The organism is Burkholderia sp. WP9 (genome assembly GCF_900104795.1).
Lineage (GTDB): Bacteria > Pseudomonadota > Gammaproteobacteria > Burkholderiales > Burkholderiaceae > Paraburkholderia.
On the sequence record NZ_FNTG01000002.1, the window covers coordinates 1,364,719 to 1,380,798 of the forward strand.

General features: G+C 58.6%; 9 protein-coding genes, 2 tRNA genes and 3 rRNA genes. 2 read left to right on the forward strand and 12 right to left on the reverse strand.

Features of this window, described 5'->3' with window-relative positions:
- Positions 1–31: 31 nt before the first annotated feature.
- The 7 genes from BLW71_RS27405 to BLW71_RS27435 all read right to left on the reverse strand — a co-directional run bounded on the left by BLW71_RS27405 (position 32) and on the right by BLW71_RS27435 (position 7,512).
- Entirely contained in the window at positions 32–1,522 is a 1,491-nt protein-coding gene (locus BLW71_RS27405) for a M81 family metallopeptidase (protein ID WP_091804214.1), read from the reverse strand.
- Complete coding sequence (locus BLW71_RS27410) at positions 1,519–2,799, reverse strand: Zn-dependent hydrolase (protein ID WP_091804216.1); 1,281 nt, start codon at positions 2,797–2,799, stop codon at positions 1,519–1,521. Before BLW71_RS27410 ends, BLW71_RS27405 begins: the two co-directional genes overlap by 4 nt.
- Positions 2,800–2,831: 32 nt before the next feature.
- The gene (locus tag BLW71_RS27415; protein WP_091804219.1) at positions 2,832–3,533 is read right to left on the reverse strand and encodes an ABC transporter ATP-binding protein; all 702 of its coding nucleotides are present in this window, start codon (positions 3,531–3,533) and stop codon (positions 2,832–2,834) included.
- Positions 3,530–4,297, reverse strand: a complete 768-nt coding sequence (locus BLW71_RS27420) for an ABC transporter ATP-binding protein (RefSeq protein ID WP_091804224.1) — start codon at positions 4,295–4,297, stop codon at positions 3,530–3,532. The genes BLW71_RS27415 and BLW71_RS27420 overlap by 4 nt, the downstream gene beginning before the upstream one ends.
- The gene (locus BLW71_RS27425; protein ID WP_091804227.1) at positions 4,294–5,349 is read right to left on the reverse strand and encodes a branched-chain amino acid ABC transporter permease; all 1,056 of its coding nucleotides are present in this window, start codon (positions 5,347–5,349) and stop codon (positions 4,294–4,296) included. The genes BLW71_RS27420 and BLW71_RS27425 overlap by 4 nt, the downstream gene beginning before the upstream one ends.
- Positions 5,346–6,206, reverse strand: a complete 861-nt coding sequence (locus tag BLW71_RS27430; protein ID WP_091804229.1) for a branched-chain amino acid ABC transporter permease — start codon at positions 6,204–6,206, stop codon at positions 5,346–5,348. The genes BLW71_RS27425 and BLW71_RS27430 overlap by 4 nt, the downstream gene beginning before the upstream one ends.
- 97 nt (positions 6,207–6,303) lie before the next feature.
- Complete coding sequence (locus tag BLW71_RS27435) at positions 6,304–7,512, reverse strand: ABC transporter substrate-binding protein (RefSeq protein WP_091804232.1); 1,209 nt, start codon at positions 7,510–7,512, stop codon at positions 6,304–6,306.
- Positions 7,513–7,795: 283 nt separating this feature from the next.
- On the opposite strand from BLW71_RS27435, the gene BLW71_RS27440 reads away from it, so the two are divergent.
- Both BLW71_RS27440 and BLW71_RS27450 read left to right on the forward strand, forming a co-directional pair.
- Complete coding sequence (locus BLW71_RS27440) at positions 7,796–8,653, forward strand: FadR/GntR family transcriptional regulator (RefSeq protein ID WP_091804235.1); 858 nt, start codon at positions 7,796–7,798, stop codon at positions 8,651–8,653.
- Between the two features lie 742 nt (positions 8,654–9,395).
- On the forward strand, positions 9,396–9,860 hold the full coding sequence (locus BLW71_RS27450) for a hypothetical protein (protein ID WP_091804238.1): 465 nt from the start codon (positions 9,396–9,398) through the stop codon (positions 9,858–9,860).
- 377 nt (positions 9,861–10,237) lie between these two features.
- Here the strand turns inward: BLW71_RS27450 and rrf are convergent.
- The 5 genes from rrf to BLW71_RS27475 form a co-directional block, all read right to left on the reverse strand.
- A 5S ribosomal RNA gene (gene rrf, locus BLW71_RS27455) occupies positions 10,238–10,350 on the reverse strand.
- A 208-nt stretch (positions 10,351–10,558) separates the two neighbouring features.
- Positions 10,559–13,437: ribosomal RNA gene (locus BLW71_RS27460) — 23S ribosomal RNA — on the reverse strand.
- A gap of 297 nt (positions 13,438–13,734) precedes the next feature.
- Positions 13,735–13,810, reverse strand: a tRNA-Ala gene (locus BLW71_RS27465).
- A 68-nt stretch (positions 13,811–13,878) separates the two neighbouring features.
- A tRNA-Ile gene (locus BLW71_RS27470) sits at positions 13,879–13,955 on the reverse strand.
- Positions 13,956–14,021: 66 nt separating this feature from the next.
- A 16S ribosomal RNA gene (locus BLW71_RS27475) occupies positions 14,022–15,554 on the reverse strand.
- Together the 16S, 23S and 5S rRNA genes with 2 tRNA genes alongside form the textbook arrangement of a ribosomal RNA operon.
- Positions 15,555–16,080: the final 526 nt, after the last annotated feature.

The following is a 16,080-nucleotide window of genomic DNA, read 5'->3' on the forward strand; positions in this document are numbered from 1 at the left end:
AACGCCACTTAAGTTGGCGAGCGCGTGGCAATCAGTTCGTGAGTGCCCACTCGGTCTGTGCATCCAGCGGATACACCGGCCGCTTCACGTGCTCGAAAGCGAACAGCCCGTAATCCGAACTCGTCACGCCGCGGCTGTCGCATTCCACCAGCGCTGCGGCGATCGGCACGAAAACCGGTCGGCAGTACATGCGCGATTTAAGCAACAGGAAACGCGCGCGACGCGGATCGATGCCGACGCTCTCGAATACGCCGAGGTCCCATGGTTCGTGCGTGCGCTCGGTGATCACGAGCTTGATGGCGCCGGTGTCGAGTACCGCCGCGTGCCCCATGAAAGCACGCTGTCCGGTGTAGGTCGGGCCGCTGATGATGTACTCGCCGTCGGTCAGCGCGCGCACCACACCCGTCACGGCAAGCGGCAGGCGCGGCGCTATCGCATCGCTCGCAACCTTGTTGCCGATGGTCACCGTCACCGTGCTGCCGACGCCGGCCGCCATCAACGCCGCGACCGCTTGCGGGTCGCACAACGGCCCGCTCACGATACCATCGAGCTTTTGCTTCAATGCTTCTTCGAGCAGATCCATCGTGTCGCATGTGCCGCCCGACATGCAGTTGTCGCCATGATCGAGCAGGAGCACGGGCTTGTCGGCGTCTCTCGCGAGCGCCGCCGCTTGCGCGACGGATTCAGCAAGCGGCGCGCTGCGATACACGAAGTCTTCTCGCTCGCTCCAGATCTGTCGAGCGATCCGCTCCGCCACCGCGTCTGCTTCGCCGCGCTCACCGTTGCCCACCACCACGACGCTGATACACGGCGCCGCGATATCGGCCAGCGAGAAGCCAGATAGCACCGACACCGCGAGCATGCCATCGGCTTCGGCTGCGCGCGCGGCATCCACGGCACGTTTCATCGCGCCTTCGGCAGTCGCGCTGCGCAGCGTATGCGTGAGGAGCGGCGGCTGGCGCCACGCAATCACGGGCTTCGCCTTGCCGTGCACCAGGTCGAACATCAGACGCGCCGCATGCGCGCCGGTCTCGTACATATCGACGTGCGGATAGGTCTTGAAGCTGACGATCACATTGGCGTTGTCGATCATTTTCTGCGTGACATTGCCATGCAGATCGAGCGCGACCGCGATCGGCGCGTCCGGCAGCAACGCACGCACGCGTTCGAGCAGGTCGCCTTCACCATCGTTCGAATTCTCGGCGACCATGGCGCCATGCAGATCGAGCATGACGGCGTCGCAACCCGCCGCGGCCGACACGATCGCCTCGCAGATCGCGTCGTAAGCGGCGGCCTCAACGGGTCCGCTCGGATTCGCCGACGCCGACACGGGCGTCACGATCTGCGCATGCTCCTTTTCGGCGGCGTCGATGAACGCGGCCATCGCCGTTTGCATGCCTTTGTTCTCGTTGAACGCGTCTTGCCCATAGCTCGGGCCGTTACGCCCGAACGCGGCCAACGGCGTGGCCACCGGCGAAAACGTGTTGGTCTCGTGATTCATCCGCGCGATGAGGACTTTCATGCGTCTGCGCTCCCCGCTTTCTGCGCGGCGCTCAGCATGGCCTGCAACAGCACGTTGCAACCGGCTTCGAGATGGTCCGCGCGCGCGTCTTCGATCTCGTTGTGGCTGATGCCGTCTTTGCACGGCACGAAGATCATCGCCGCGGGCGCGACTCTCGCAAGATAAACGGCGTCGTGGCCGGCGCCGCTGATCACGTCCATCGACGAAAAACCGAGCGTGTCGGCGCCCTGCTTCACGGCGCCGACCAGTTCCGCGGCGAACGGTTGCGGCGGGAAATACACGACCTGCTCGACGCCTACCTCGATGCCGGCTCGCTCGCCCGCCAACGAGCATGCGGCGCGCAACGCGCTATCCATGGCCGTGAGCGTGGCATCGTCGGCGGCGCGCAGATCGACGGTGAGTGTCACGCGGCCCGGAATCACGTTGCGCGAATTCGGATGCACGTCGAGCCAGCCGACCGTGCCGCGCCCATGAGGCGCGTGATCGAGCGCAATGCGGTTGACGGCATGAATCAGATCCGCCGCGACGAGCAGCGCGTCGCGGCGCAGTTCCATCGGCGTCGGGCCGGCGTGCGCTTCCATGCCCTGCACGGTCACGTCGTACCAGCGTTGGCCGAGCGCGCCCTGCACCACGCCGATTGTTTTGTCATGTGCTTCCAGCACCGGCCCTTGTTCGATATGCGCTTCGAAGTAGGCGCCGACGGCGTGCGGCTTCTCGTTCGCGCCGGCATATCCGATCTGCGACAGTGCGTCACGCACCGTGACGCCTTCACGGTCGCGCTGTTCGAGTGCGTGCTCCAAGGTAAACGCGCCGGCAAACACACCGGAACCCATCATCACCGGCACGAAGCGCGAGCCCTCTTCATTGGTCCACACCGCGACTTCCAGCGGCGCGAGCGTCCGCACATTGGCATCGGCGAGCGTGCGCAGCACTTCGAGACCCGCAAGCACGCCGTAATTGCCGTCGAACTTGCCGCCCGTGGGCTGTGTATCAATGTGGCTACCGGTCATGACCGGCGGCAGATCATCACGCAAACCGGCACGGCGCGCGAAGATATTGCCGATCGCGTCGACCCGCACACTGCAACCAATCTCCTTCGTCCACGCGATAAAAAGGTCGCGCGCCTCGCGGTCCAACTCCGTGAGTGCGAGGCGGCATACGCCGCCTTTATCGGTCGCGCCGATTCGCGCGAGTTGCATGAGACTGTCCCAGAGCCGCGCGCCGTCGACTCGCAGATCGGCGAACGTCGCGACGGTTGTTGATTCATGAACTTGCATCGATGCTTCCTCGTGTTGAAGACTGCTGCGCGTCAGACCACGCCGACGCCGAGATAACGGTCCTTGATCGAATCGTCCGCGGAAAAGGACGCGTTATCGCCTGAATAGACGATCACACCTTGCTCGATGATGTAATGGCGGTCGGCGAGTTGCGTGCAAACTTCGAGGTTCTGCTCGACCAGCAGAATCGCCACGCCCGCCTCGCGGATCAGCTTGAGTTGCGCGACGATCTCTTCCACGATCACGGGCGCGAGGCCTTCCACCGGCTCGTCGAGCATCAGCAAACGCGGGTGATTCATCAGCGCGCGGCCAATCGCCAGCATTTGCTGTTCGCCGCCGGATAGCTGCGCGCCCCCGTTGGTACGCCGCTCTTTGAGGCGCGGAAAAATGCGGTAGATGTCGTCGAGCTGCCACGGCGAATCTTTGCGTGCGCCAAGCCGCAAGTTTTCCTCGACCGTGAGCAAACGAAAGATGCCGCGATGCTCGGGCACGAAACAGACACCTCGTGAGGCGATCTTGTGCGGCGGCAGGCCGCTGATTTTGGCGCCATTAAACGTAATCGCGCCGCGCTGCGGTGCCACGACGCCGGCAATCGCTTTCAGCGTGGTCGACTTGCCGGCGCCGTTGCGGCCCAACAGCGTCACCGTTTCACCGTCGTCGATCTGCAGGGACACGCCTTGCAGGATATGGCTTTTGCCGTAGAAGCCGTGAATCTGCTGCACGTCGAGAATCATGCGCGGCCTCCGGTGATCATGTTGCCGAGATAGGCGCTGCGCACGCGCTCATCGCCGCGAATGTCGTCGGGGCGCCCCTCCACCAGCACACGCCCTTGTTGCATGACGGTGATCGTGTCGGAAATGTCCATCACGATACCCATGTTGTGTTCGATCAGCACGACGGTGTAATCGTCGCGCAAGCCGCGAATCAACTGCTTCATATCGTCGAGGTCGTCGATACCCATGCCCGAGGTCGGCTCATCCAGAAAGATCGCCTTGGGTCGCGCGGCGAGCGCCATGCCGACTTCCAGCCGCCGCTGTTGACCGTGCGAAAGCGCGCCTGCCGATACCTCGCTGAAACGCTGTAGTGCGAGCCGTTCGAGAACACTGTCGACAGTCTCCGAATGAGTGAGCGCACCATGCGGCGGCGTCCACGCATTGAGCGCGCGTACCGCGTCCACACCCTGCGCGGCGAGCCGCAGATTTTCTCGTACGCTCAGATTGGCGAACAGGCTCGTCACCTGAAACGAACGCGCGACGCCGCGCCGCACACGTTTATGATCCGGCTCACGCGTCACGTCGTGGCCGTCGAATACGATCTTGCCTTCGGTGATCGGCAGCGTGCCGGTCAACACGTGAAACAGCGTGGTTTTTCCCGCGCCGTTCGGACCGATTACGGAATGCACCGTGCGCGGCATGATGTTCAACGTGACGTCGGAGAGCGCCGTGAATTTGCCGTAGCGCTTCACCACACCACTCGCTCGCAGAATGGCTTCGCTCATACGGGCTCCTTGTCCGCGGCATTATCGGCATTGGCGGATGATTGGCGGCGCAGCGATTGCCAGATGCGCTCGCCCAGCCCCCACAGCCCGCGTTGCATGAACAGGCTGACGGCGATCAGCACGATGCCGAGCAGCAACAACCAGCGCGGCCACAAAGTGGAGAGCCAATCGGCGAACAGCACGTAAAACGCGGCGCCTAATACGGATGCGAACAGATTGCCTGTGCCGCCGATCACGGTCATCACGAGGATCATCTCGCTCGTGTGATAGTCGATGTTCGAGAGCGGCGCGATGCCGGTCATCAGCGCGTGCAGCGCGCCCGCGAGCCCGGTGACCGCGCCGGAGATCACGAACGCCATCAGCTTGAAGCGTTTGACGTCGTAGCCCACTGCGGCGGCGCGGGCTTCGTTGTCGCGAATCGCGAGCAACGTACGGCCGAACACGGAGTGCGATACGCGCATCAACAACCAGAACACCACGAGAAAGAGCACGGCGACGAAGCCGTAGTATTGCCACGGTGAAGTCAACGGCAAGAGTGTTTTGCCAAACAGCCCGAGCGCTGGGCGCGGGATGTCGAGCAACCCATTGTCGCCGCCGGTCAGATCGGGCGTGGTGTAGGCGAGGAAATAGAACAATTGCCCGAACGCGAGCGTCAGCATGACGAAATACGTGCCGCGCTGACGAATCGAAAACCAGCCGACGAGCGCCGCAGCCGCCGCGCCGATTACAACCGATGCAAGCAACGCCACGGGCACAGGTAACGCCGCTTTGGTCAGAACCAGTCCCGCGCTATAGCTGCCTAGTCCGAAGAAAATGCCCTGCCCGAACGAAAGCAAGCCTGTGTGGCCGAGCAGCAAATTGCAACCGAGTGCGGCGAGCGCGAACACCAGAACTTCTGTGGCCAGCGATCCGGAGCGCAGCGTCAGCGGCAAAATGCAGACCACCAGCAGCGCAAGCAACAGGAAGCGATAGCGATGCAGTGAATGCTTCAGGCCCGGTTGAGTTCTTGCCGATGAAGCGCTTTGCACAATGGGCTTCGAGGAATCGATCATGCCGCCCTCCCGAGCAAACCATTCGGTCGCAACAACAGGACCGCGGCCATTGCGACGTAGATCATGAGTCGCGCACCTTCCGGCCACAAGGTACTCATCACGCTTTGCACGATCCCAACCAGTAGGCCGCCGACCAATGCACCCAAAAAATTACCCATTCCGCCGACCACCACCACGACGAACGCGACACTGAGCGCTTCGATGCCCATGAACGGATCGACGCCGCGAATCGGCGCTGCAAGCACGCCGGCCAATGCGGCCGTCGCAGCGCCAAGCGCGAATACGAGGCTGAAAACGCGCAATACGTTGATACCGAGCAACGAGACCATCTCAGTCGATTCGCTGCCCGCGCGCACCGCGCTGCCTAGTCGTGTGCCTTCCAGCACCCACCACAAAAGCGCCGCCAATACCGCCGTGAAGCCGATCACGAAGAGGCGGTATTTCGGATACACAAAGCTGCCCCAGATCACTACGCCGTTCAGCATGTCGGGCACGGCAACGTTATCGCCCAGCGGCCCCCAGATCAGGATCGCGCATTCCTGCACGACGAGTGCGAGACCGACCGTCACGAGAATATGGAACTCATGCTGCTGCGCGTAGACATGCCGCAGAATCAGCTTCTCCACCACCCAGGCGAGCGCGCCCACTACGATGGGGACGACCACGAGCGCGGCCCAGAAACTCATCGACCATTGCATCGCCTGATAGCAGAAGTACGCGCCGAGCAGGTAGAACGCACCGTGCGCGAAATTCACGAAGCGCAGCAAGCCGAACACGATCGACAGACCGACCGCGAGCAGGAAATACAGCATTCCCACTCCGATGCCGTTGACGACTTGCAGGAGATAAACGTTCATGGCGTCCGTCTAAAGGATGGTGCGAAGGGGCACGCGCTGTGGCGCCGCTGTGCCGCGATGTGCATACCGCGCTCGCCTGCGCCAGGGCAGGCAGGCGTCAAGCCATCTTGCAACCGGTCTTGTCGAGCGGCAGGAACGACTGGCCGGAGCTCACGATATCCGCGTAGTCGTCGGCGTTTTTCATCTTGTTCTTCGCCTTGCCCTTCAGCAGATAATAGTTCTTCAGTACCTGGTGGTCGCCTTTACGGACTTCCTCCGGGCCTGTCAAACCGTCGTATTTCATGCCTTCAAGGGCGGCGACCACTTTCTTCGGATCGACGTTACCTGCTTTCACGATACCGTCGAGCAGAATCTTCGTGCAGATATAGGAGCCCGCGAGGCTGTAGTTGGGGTTCGCTTTGAAAGCAGCATTCGTGCGCTTGACCAGATCGCGGTTGAGCGGCGAATCGATGTCGTGCCAGTACTGCGCGCCGAAATAGACGCCTTCGCAAAGGTCCGCGCCAAGCGATTCGAACTGCTCGAGTCCGGATGCCCACGCCAACAGAATCGTGCAATTGTTCTTCATGCCAAAGCTCACGGCCTGGCGCAACGTATCGGACGACTGCGAGCCGAAGTTCAGAATCAGCAAAACGTCGGGCTTCGCAGCAACTGCGTTCGTCAGATAGCCGCTGAACTCCTTCTCATTGAGTGAGTGGTAGCTGTTACCCACATGCTCGATGCCCTTCTCTTTGAAGATGGCCTTGGCGGCCGAGAGCAAACCATCGCCGAACACGTATTGCGGCGTGATGGTGTACCAGCGTTTTGCTTTGGGCAGCATCTGGATCAGCGGACGCACCGTTTGCTCGATCGCGCCGTAGGTCGGCACCGACCAGCGGAACGTGGCGTCGTTGCAGTCCTTTCCGGTGATTTCGTCCGCACCTGCGGTGGTGATGAATACGCCCCCGGCTTTCTGGACTTCCTTGCCCATTGCCAATGCTTCGGAGGACAGAATACCGCCGGCAAAGAAGCGTGCATTCTTCTGCTGCGCGATTTCCTGCACACGGCGCACCGCAGTTGCCGGCTTGCCCTCAGTGTCGAGTACCGTGTACGCGAGCGGTTGACCCAGCACCTTGCCGTACTGCTCGATAGCGAGCTTCATGCCGAGGTCGGCATATTTGCCGTTTGCCGCAAACGGACCCGACATGGGCACCGGACAGGCGAACTGCAAGGTGCCAGCCTGCGCGAACGCGCTTCGCGCGACCAGCGAGCCCAACGTCCCCGGAACGGCCGACAACGCGGCCAGCTTCAACATATTTCGGCGATTCAAAATGACGCTCCTTAGGAAAGAGACACGCACTGACCGACTACGAAACTGCACGCATTGCGCGAACGACTAGATCGACTACTTGGCTTGCTGGCCGTCGTGAAGTTTTCCACCACACGGGCTTTGTTCTATTTATCATGATAAATAGGTTGGACTCGATCGTAGGTACAATAAATTCGAGTGTCAATAAGGCAAAATTCCTGGCAGCATGAGGCGACCTTCCGGGCTGCGACGGCGGCGGCGGGTCGATCGAGGATCGTGCAGGACAAACTAGGGAGCATCGACTATGGCCATGGACCGCGCCAAGGCTGGCGCCGCGATCGAGATCAAGCAGCAGAAACGCGGCGATCTGGTCGCGGAGGAGATCAAGCGGCTCATCACCGAGAAAGACCTGAAGCCAGGCGACCGGCTGCCTCGCGAGGTGGAGTTGCAGCAACTCTTTTCGGTAAGTAAAAGCACGATCCGCGAGGCGTTGAAATCGCTTGAAGTGCAAGGTCTCATCAAAGTGACCACGGGTCCGAGCGGCGGCGGCATGGTGGTCGAGGTGCCGCTCGATCGTACGTTACAACTTCTGCAGAACTACCTGTTTTTCAAGGATGTATCGATCGATGACATCTACACCGTACGCAAATTGCTGGAGCCCGAACTCGCGGCGGGGGCCGTGCCATATCTGACAGAGCAGGACTTCGAGGCACTCGACGCGAGCATTGCATGTTGCGATCGACCGGCTTCGTCACATGGCGGGCAGGACATCGTTCGGCAGCGTCAGGAAGACGTGAATTTCCACGATATCCTCGCGGCGGCGAATCCCAACCCGTTCCTGCGCTTCAGTTGTGAGCTGATCAACGAAATGATCCGGCAACTGATCGAGTTTCGTAACGATACTCCGCAGTCCGAACATGAGCGCTTTGGTCAGGCTAACGTCAAGATTCATAAAGCGATCACGAAAGCGGCACGTGAGCGTGATGCGGAGAAAGTGCGTGAGTTGATGGTGATCCATATGACCGAGGCGCCACGCTATGTGAAGCGAATGAAAGGAAAACTGCGTGGGCGTCTGATCCTGGATTCGGAAATTCGTCGGCGCGTACGGGCGCGAAGCGTGACGCCGCCTGATGAGGGCCATGACGAGTTCGGTGACGTTTGATGCAGGTTGAGGGTGGGTGGCAGGTTGCAGATTGCAGATTGCAGATTGCAGATTGCAGGTGGCAGGTGGCGGGCGGCAGGTGTCGGGTGTCGGGTGTCGGGTGTCGGGTGTCGGGTGTCGGGTGTCGGGTGTCGGGTGTCGGGTGTCGGGTGGCAGGTGACGGGTGTCGGGTGTCGGGTGTCGGGTGTCGGGTGGCAGGTGACGGGTGTCGGGTGTCGGGTGTCGGGTGTCGGGTGTCGGGTGTCGGGTGTCGGGTGTCGGGTGTCGGGTGTCGGGTGTCGGGTGTCGGGTGTCGGGTGTCGGGTGGCAGGTGGCAGGTGACGGGTGACGGGTGACGGGTGACAAGCCGAGGACGATTCCGCTGGACATAGGTTCGCCTGGGACGGTCGCTATGTTGCTCGACGCACCGTGGGTCTTTCTCTCCGTTGAACGGATGTGAATCGCTCGATGCGTCTGGCATACAGCCATAGGCGTGGCGCGCTCGCCATGGACAAGATGCGCCGGCGACGCGAGGCTCCTGATCGATGAGACGCGCCGCAGCGTGGAGAAAGATCCAAAGACATCGGCCAACTTCTGCGGAAACGTCGCGCGCCAGCCCCGCGAGGGAAAGTCGTGGAGCCCCCCCCCAGCCAGCCAAGAAACGGCGTTTCAGCCGGCTCGCCGGCCGGATGCATAACGAGGGCTCAACCTTTTACGGGCCGCGCCGTTATTGCATCTGCACAGGCGTAAACATTGGACCTTCATGGCACAACCTATCCCGTTATCTCGTAATGCAGGCGTTGCGCGTGCGCGGCATGCCAAGGCGATGCTGTTTCCGATCGCCCGGCAGACCGCCGACGACTTGGCGTTGCGAGTCCATTTGGCGCTCGACGCGTTGCGCCGCGGCGCCGGCAGCATGACCGATGCGCAAACACTTACGCAGATCATGCTGTTGACCGGCTTTCTGGCTGAGTCAGGCTTCGGTTCGGCAACCAGCGAACAGACGAGCGCAGCGGAGCGCGCGGTGTCGACAGTGTTCGATATCGGCCGTGAGACCGGCAGGTGGAGCTTGGACGATGCGGGGTTCGCGCTTTTTGCGACAATTGCGACGAACTATGACCAACAGTTGCATAGCGCCCCCCTCTGGGCAATCACCGATGCAAGCGAACGGCTTGATCGATTTACCGCGGGCATGCCGTATCAGGCGCCAATACGCAAACGGGCTTAGACCGATCGCGTGTGAGTTGGGATGGCGGGGAAACTCCGCCGAAGCGTTTCCCGGCATTCAACGAGCGTGATGTACTGAGAAAGTGCAGTGCGGGTGAGCCGCGCAGGTGTGAAGGTGGGACAGGCGTATCTGGATACTGACGGGCTATGCGAAGGCGGTGCGGCCGGGCAGGGAGTGAAGGCGCGGGTTCGCGTGGATAGTTTCGCGCGGATTCCGGGCCGTTTTCCACGTGTTCGTTTGTGTCTGTTCGTGTTCGTTTGTGTCTGTTCGTGTTCGTCCGCGCCTGCGGGGCGTTTGCCGCTTGCCGTTTGCCAGCGGGCGGCCGTAAACGCAGAAACCCCACCTTTTCGGGGTGGGGTTTCTGATGCTGCTGGGGAGCCTGACGATTACCTACTTTCACACGGGAATCCGCACTATCATCGGCGTGGAGTCGTTTCACGGTCCTGTTCGGGATGGGAAGGGGTGGGACCGACTCGCTATGGTCATCAGGCATGACTTGTTGCTGCGCTGTCTCTGGGGACAGCCCAACCAATCTGGAAGAAGTAGTTTCTGGTGATGCTCACCAGAGAAGCTTGGGGTTGTGTTGTTTCTGGCACAACACTGATCACTCAACCGTGTGTGGCGTCCCTGCCCCCTTCGGGGGTGGGATGCTCGTAAGTGCTGAAGCACTAACGATCATCGCAAGACACACCTGTTATAGGATCAAGCCTTACGGGCAATTAGTATCAGTTAGCTTAACGCATTACTGCGCTTCCACACCTGACCTATCAACGTCCTGGTCTTGAACGACCCTTCAAGGGGCTCGAAGCCCCGGGGATATCTCATCTTAAGGCGAGTTTCCCGCTTAGATGCTTTCAGCGGTTATCTCTTCCGAACATAGCTACCCGGCGATGCCACTGGCGTGACAACCGGTACACCAGAGGTTCGTCCACTCCGGTCCTCTCGTACTAGGAGCAGCCCCCTTCAAATATCCAGCGCCCACGGCAGATAGGGACCAAACTGTCTCACGACGTTTTAAACCCAGCTCACGTACCTCTTTAAATGGCGAACAGCCATACCCTTGGGACCGGCTACAGCCCCAGGATGAGATGAGCCGACATCGAGGTGCCAAACACCGCCGTCGATATGAACTCTTGGGCGGTATCAGCCTGTTATCCCCAGAGTACCTTTTATCCGTTGAGCGATGGCCCTTCCATACAGAACCACCGGATCACTATGACCTGCTTTCGCACCTGCTCGACTTGTCGGTCTCGCAGTTAAGCACGCTTATGCCATTGCACTATCAGCACGATTTCCGACCGTACCTAGCGTACCTTCGTACTCCTCCGTTACACTTTGGGAGGAGACCGCCCCAGTCAAACTGCCTACCATGCACTGTCCCCAGTCCGGATAACGGACCAAGGTTAGAACCTCAAACAAACCAGGGTGGTATTTCAAGGTCGGCTCCACGCAGACTGGCGTCCACGCTTCAAAGCCTCCCACCTATCCTACACAGACCGGTTCAAAGTCCAATGCAAAGCTACAGTAAAGGTTCATGGGGTCTTTCCGTCTAGCCGCGGGGAGATTGCATCATCACAAACACTTCAACTTCGCTGAGTCTCGGGAGGAGACAGTGTGGCCATCGTTACGCCATTCGTGCAGGTCGGAACTTACCCGACAAGGAATTTCGCTACCTTAGGACCGTTATAGTTACGGCCGCCGTTTACCGGGACTTCAATCAAGAGCTTGCACCCCATCATTTAATCTTCCGGCACCGGGCAGGCGTCACACCCTATACGTCCACTTTCGTGTTTGCAGAGTGCTGTGTTTTTATTAAACAGTCGCAGCCACCAGTTTATTGCAACCCCTTCACCCTTCTGGCGCAGGCCAGTCAAGCTACAGGGGCGTACCTTATCCCGAAGTTACGGTACCAATTTGCCGAGTTCCTTCTCCCGAGTTCTCTCAAGCGCCTTAGAATACTCATCTCGCCCACCTGTGTCGGTTTGCGGTACGGTCTTGTTAAACTGAAGCTTAGAGGCTTTTCTTGGAACCACTTCCAGTTGCTTCTTCACCGAAGTGAATGGCCTCGCACCCTTGAATTCCGCGCCCGGATTTGCCTAAGCGCCTTCTCCAATGCAAGGACCGGGACTTCCAACACCCGGACAACCTTCCGCGATCCGTCCCCCCATCGCATTTAACAATGGTGCAGGAATATTAACCTGCTTCCCATCAGCTACGCATTTCTGCCTCGCCTTAGGGGCCGACTCACCCTACGCCGATGAACGTTGCGTAGGAAACCTTGGGCTTACGGCGAGGGGGCCTTTCACCCCCTTTATCGCTACTCATGTCAGCATTCGCACTTCCGATACCTCCAGCGCACTTTTCAATGCACCTTCGCAGGCTTACGGAACGCTCTCCTACCATGCACATAAATGTGCATCCGCAGCTTCGGTATATTGCTTAGCCCCGTTACATCTTCCGCGCAGGACGACTCGATCAGTGAGCTATTACGCTTTCTTTAAAGGATGGCTGCTTCTAAGCCAACCTCCTGACTGTTTTAGCCTTCCCACTTCGTTTCCCACTTAGCAATATTTGGGGACCTTAGCTGGCGGTCTGGGTTGTTTCCCTCTTGACACCGGACGTTAGCACCCGATGTCTGTCTCCCGTGATTGCACTCTTCGGTATTCGGAGTTTGCTATGGCGTAGTAATCCGCAATGGACCCCACAACCATGACAGTGCTCTACCCCCGAAGGTGATACACGAGGCACTACCTAAATAGTTTTCGGAGAGAACCAGCTATTTCCAGGTTTGGTTAGCCTTTCACCCCTATCCACAGCTCATCCCCTAACTTTTCAACGTTAGTGGGTTCGGACCTCCAGTACGTGTTACCGCACCTTCATCCTGGCCATGGATAGATCACCTGGTTTCGGGTCTACACCCAGCGACTGAACGCCCTGTTCGGACTCGCTTTCGCTACGCCTGCCCTAATCGGTTAAGCTTGCCACTGAATGTAAGTCGCTGACCCATTATACAAAAGGTACGCCGTCACCCCTTGCGAGGCTCCGACTGTTTGTATGCATGCGGTTTCAGGATCTATTTCACTCCCCTCCCGGGGTTCTTTTCGCCTTTCCCTCACGGTACTGGTTCACTATCGGTCGATCACGAGTATTTAGCCTTGGAGGATGGTCCCCCCATCTTCAGACAGGATTTCACGTGTCCCGCCCTACTTGTCGTACACCCAGTTCTTCCTCGCTGTTTTCGTCTACAGGGCTATCACCTGCTATGGCGGCACTTTCCAGAGCCTTCGACTAACAATGAAGATAAAGAGTACAGGCTGGTCCCATTTCGCTCGCCACTACTCTGGGAATCTCGGTTGATTTCTTTTCCTGCGGTTACTTAGATGTTTCAGTTCACCGCGTTCGCTTCACGTAGCCTATGTATTCAGCTACGGATGACCCATACGGGCCGGGTTTCCCCATTCGGATATCGGTGGATCAAAGCTCGTTTGCCAGCTCCCCACCGCTTTTCGCAGGCTACCGCGTCCTTCATCGCCTGTGATCGCCAAGGCATCCACCACATGCACTTGTTCGCTTGACCCTATAACGGGTGTGTCTCTCTCGATTCACATGCCGCTACAGGTTGAGTATTCGTGTTGCGCCGTATTCCAAGGCAATCTTTCGATCACCTTTTCATACATTGATACAATCACAACCCTGATTCACCTACTCAACCACCCATCTCTAAGTGATCTTTCGTGAATCTCTTTACTACTTCTTCCTGATTGTTAAAGAACGACAGCCGATATCGCAGTTGCTATAACCGCGTATCACTCTGACTGGCTCAATCGCCAATGCACAACGCTCTGCTTCTCACAGAACGCTACGCATTGAGGATTGGTGGAGGATGACGGGATCGAACCGACGACCCCCTGCTTGCAAAGCAGGTGCTCTCCCAGCTGAGCTAATCCCCCAGTCATGCACAGATAATCTCTACCTGTTGATACCCAGAGGTTATCGATCAGCACACCAGACAAGACTTTGGTGGGTCTGGATGGATTCGAACCATCGACCCCCGCCTTATCAAGACGGTGCTCTAACCGACTGAGCTACAGACCCCTGAGTCTGTCTAAATTTCACAGCCGATAAGCGTGAGCGCTCAACACATTGACGCGTTAGCTCGAGAAAGGAGGTGATCCAGCCGCACCTTCCGATACGGCTACCTTGTTACGACTTCACCCCAGTCATGAATCCTACCGTGGTGACCGTCCTCCTTGCGGTTAGACTAGCCACTTCTGGTAAAACCCACTCCCATGGTGTGACGGGCGGTGTGTACAAGACCCGGGAACGTATTCACCGCGGCATGCTGATCCGCGATTACTAGCGATTCCAGCTTCACGCACTCGAGTTGCAGAGTGCGATCCGGACTACGATCGGTTTTCTGGGATTGGCTCCCCCTCGCGGGTTGGCGACCCTCTGTTCCGACCATTGTATGACGTGTGAAGCCCTACCCATAAGGGCCATGAGGACTTGACGTCATCCCCACCTTCCTCCGGTTTGTCACCGGCAGTCTCCCTAGAGTGCTCTTGCGTAGCAACTAGGGACAAGGGTTGCGCTCGTTGCGGGACTTAACCCAACATCTCACGACACGAGCTGACGACAGCCATGCAGCACCTGTGTTATGGCTCCCTTTCGGGCACCCTGACCTCTCAGCCAGGTTCCATACATGTCAAGGGTAGGTAAGGTTTTTCGCGTTGCATCGAATTAATCCACATCATCCACCGCTTGTGCGGGTCCCCGTCAATTCCTTTGAGTTTTAATCTTGCGACCGTACTCCCCAGGCGGTCAACTTCACGCGTTAGCTACGTTACTAAGGAAATGAATCCCCAACAACTAGTTGACATCGTTTAGGGCGTGGACTACCAGGGTATCTAATCCTGTTTGCTCCCCACGCTTTCGTGCATGAGCGTCAGTATTGGCCCAGGGGGCTGCCTTCGCCATCGGTATTCCTCCACATCTCTACGCATTTCACTGCTACACGTGGAATTCTACCCCCCTCTGCCATACTCTAGCCCGCCAGTCACAAATGCAGTTCCCAGGTTAAGCCCGGGGATTTCACATCTGTCTTAGCGGACCGCCTGCGCACGCTTTACGCCCAGTAATTCCGATTAACGCTTGCACCCTACGTATTACCGCGGCTGCTGGCACGTAGTTAGCCGGTGCTTATTCTTCCGGTACCGTCATCCCCCACGGGTATTAACCACGAGGTTTTCTTTCCGGACAAAAGTGCTTTACAACCCGAAGGCCTTCTTCACACACGCGGCATTGCTGGATCAGGCTTTCGCCCATTGTCCAAAATTCCCCACTGCTGCCTCCCGTAGGAGTCTGGGCCGTGTCTCAGTCCCAGTGTGGCTGGTCGTCCTCTCAGACCAGCTACAGATCGTCGCCTTGGTAGGCCTTTACCCCACCAACTAGCTAATCTGCCATCGGCCGCCCCTGTAGCGCGAGGTCCCGAAGGATCCCCCGCTTTCATCCACAGATCGTATGCGGTATTAATCCGGCTTTCGCCGGGCTATCCCCCACTACAGGACACGTTCCGATGTATTACTCACCCGTTCGCCACTCGCCACCAGGGTTGCCCCCGTGCTGCCGTTCGACTTGCATGTGTAAGGCATGCCGCCAGCGTTCAATCTGAGCCAGGATCAAACTCTTCAGTTCAAACCTGTTACTGTTTTTCGGTTCCGTTAAGAACCGGTCGCTCACTCAACGTACTGACGAATGATCCAACCATCTTGCGACAGTCAAACCTTCCTTTCATTACTGTGTGAGACTTGATACTTTTGCTTGCCGGCAGATCCCGAAAGATCCACCTCGCATCGCGCATCAAGCGCCCACACTTATCGGCTGTTAATTTTTAAAGATCGAGTCCGCATTCACTACCGAACCAGCACCGTACTTTCACCTACCCGGCACCGCTTCGTTCTGCGTCGCTGCATCAGCAGCAGAGAAACGAGATTATGGAGAACGATTGACACATCGTCAACCCCCTTTTGTGAATTTTCTTTTGACCAAGTGCCGATCCACGCCAGAACCAAGCCGCCCCTACATATAGGGAAGTAGGACCAGCGGGCCCGCGTCATGTGAGAACGACCAAGTTCCTCTATAGTGAGGAGCTTGAAATCCACCAATACGCACGCACCTTGGAACACGGACCCGACAACCGCTCCAAGCCCGACCAGCGGCC

Coding starts and splice junctions, on each gene's coding strand:
- BLW71_RS27405 (WP_091804214.1), bottom strand. CDS start 1,522: ATGAAAGTCCTCATCGCGCGGATGAATCACGAGACCAACACGTTTTCG.
- BLW71_RS27410 (WP_091804216.1), bottom strand. CDS start 2,799: ATGCAAGTTCATGAATCAACAACCGTCGCGACGTTCGCCGATCTGCGA.
- BLW71_RS27415 (WP_091804219.1), bottom strand. CDS start 3,533: ATGATTCTCGACGTGCAGCAGATTCACGGCTTCTACGGCAAAAGCCAT.
- BLW71_RS27420 (WP_091804224.1), bottom strand. CDS start 4,297: ATGAGCGAAGCCATTCTGCGAGCGAGTGGTGTGGTGAAGCGCTACGGC.
- BLW71_RS27425 (WP_091804227.1), bottom strand. CDS start 5,349: ATGATCGATTCCTCGAAGCCCATTGTGCAAAGCGCTTCATCGGCAAGA.
- BLW71_RS27430 (WP_091804229.1), bottom strand. CDS start 6,206: ATGAACGTTTATCTCCTGCAAGTCGTCAACGGCATCGGAGTGGGAATG.
- BLW71_RS27440 (WP_091804235.1), top strand. CDS start 7,796: ATGGCCATGGACCGCGCCAAGGCTGGCGCCGCGATCGAGATCAAGCAG.
- BLW71_RS27450 (WP_091804238.1), top strand. CDS start 9,396: ATGGCACAACCTATCCCGTTATCTCGTAATGCAGGCGTTGCGCGTGCG.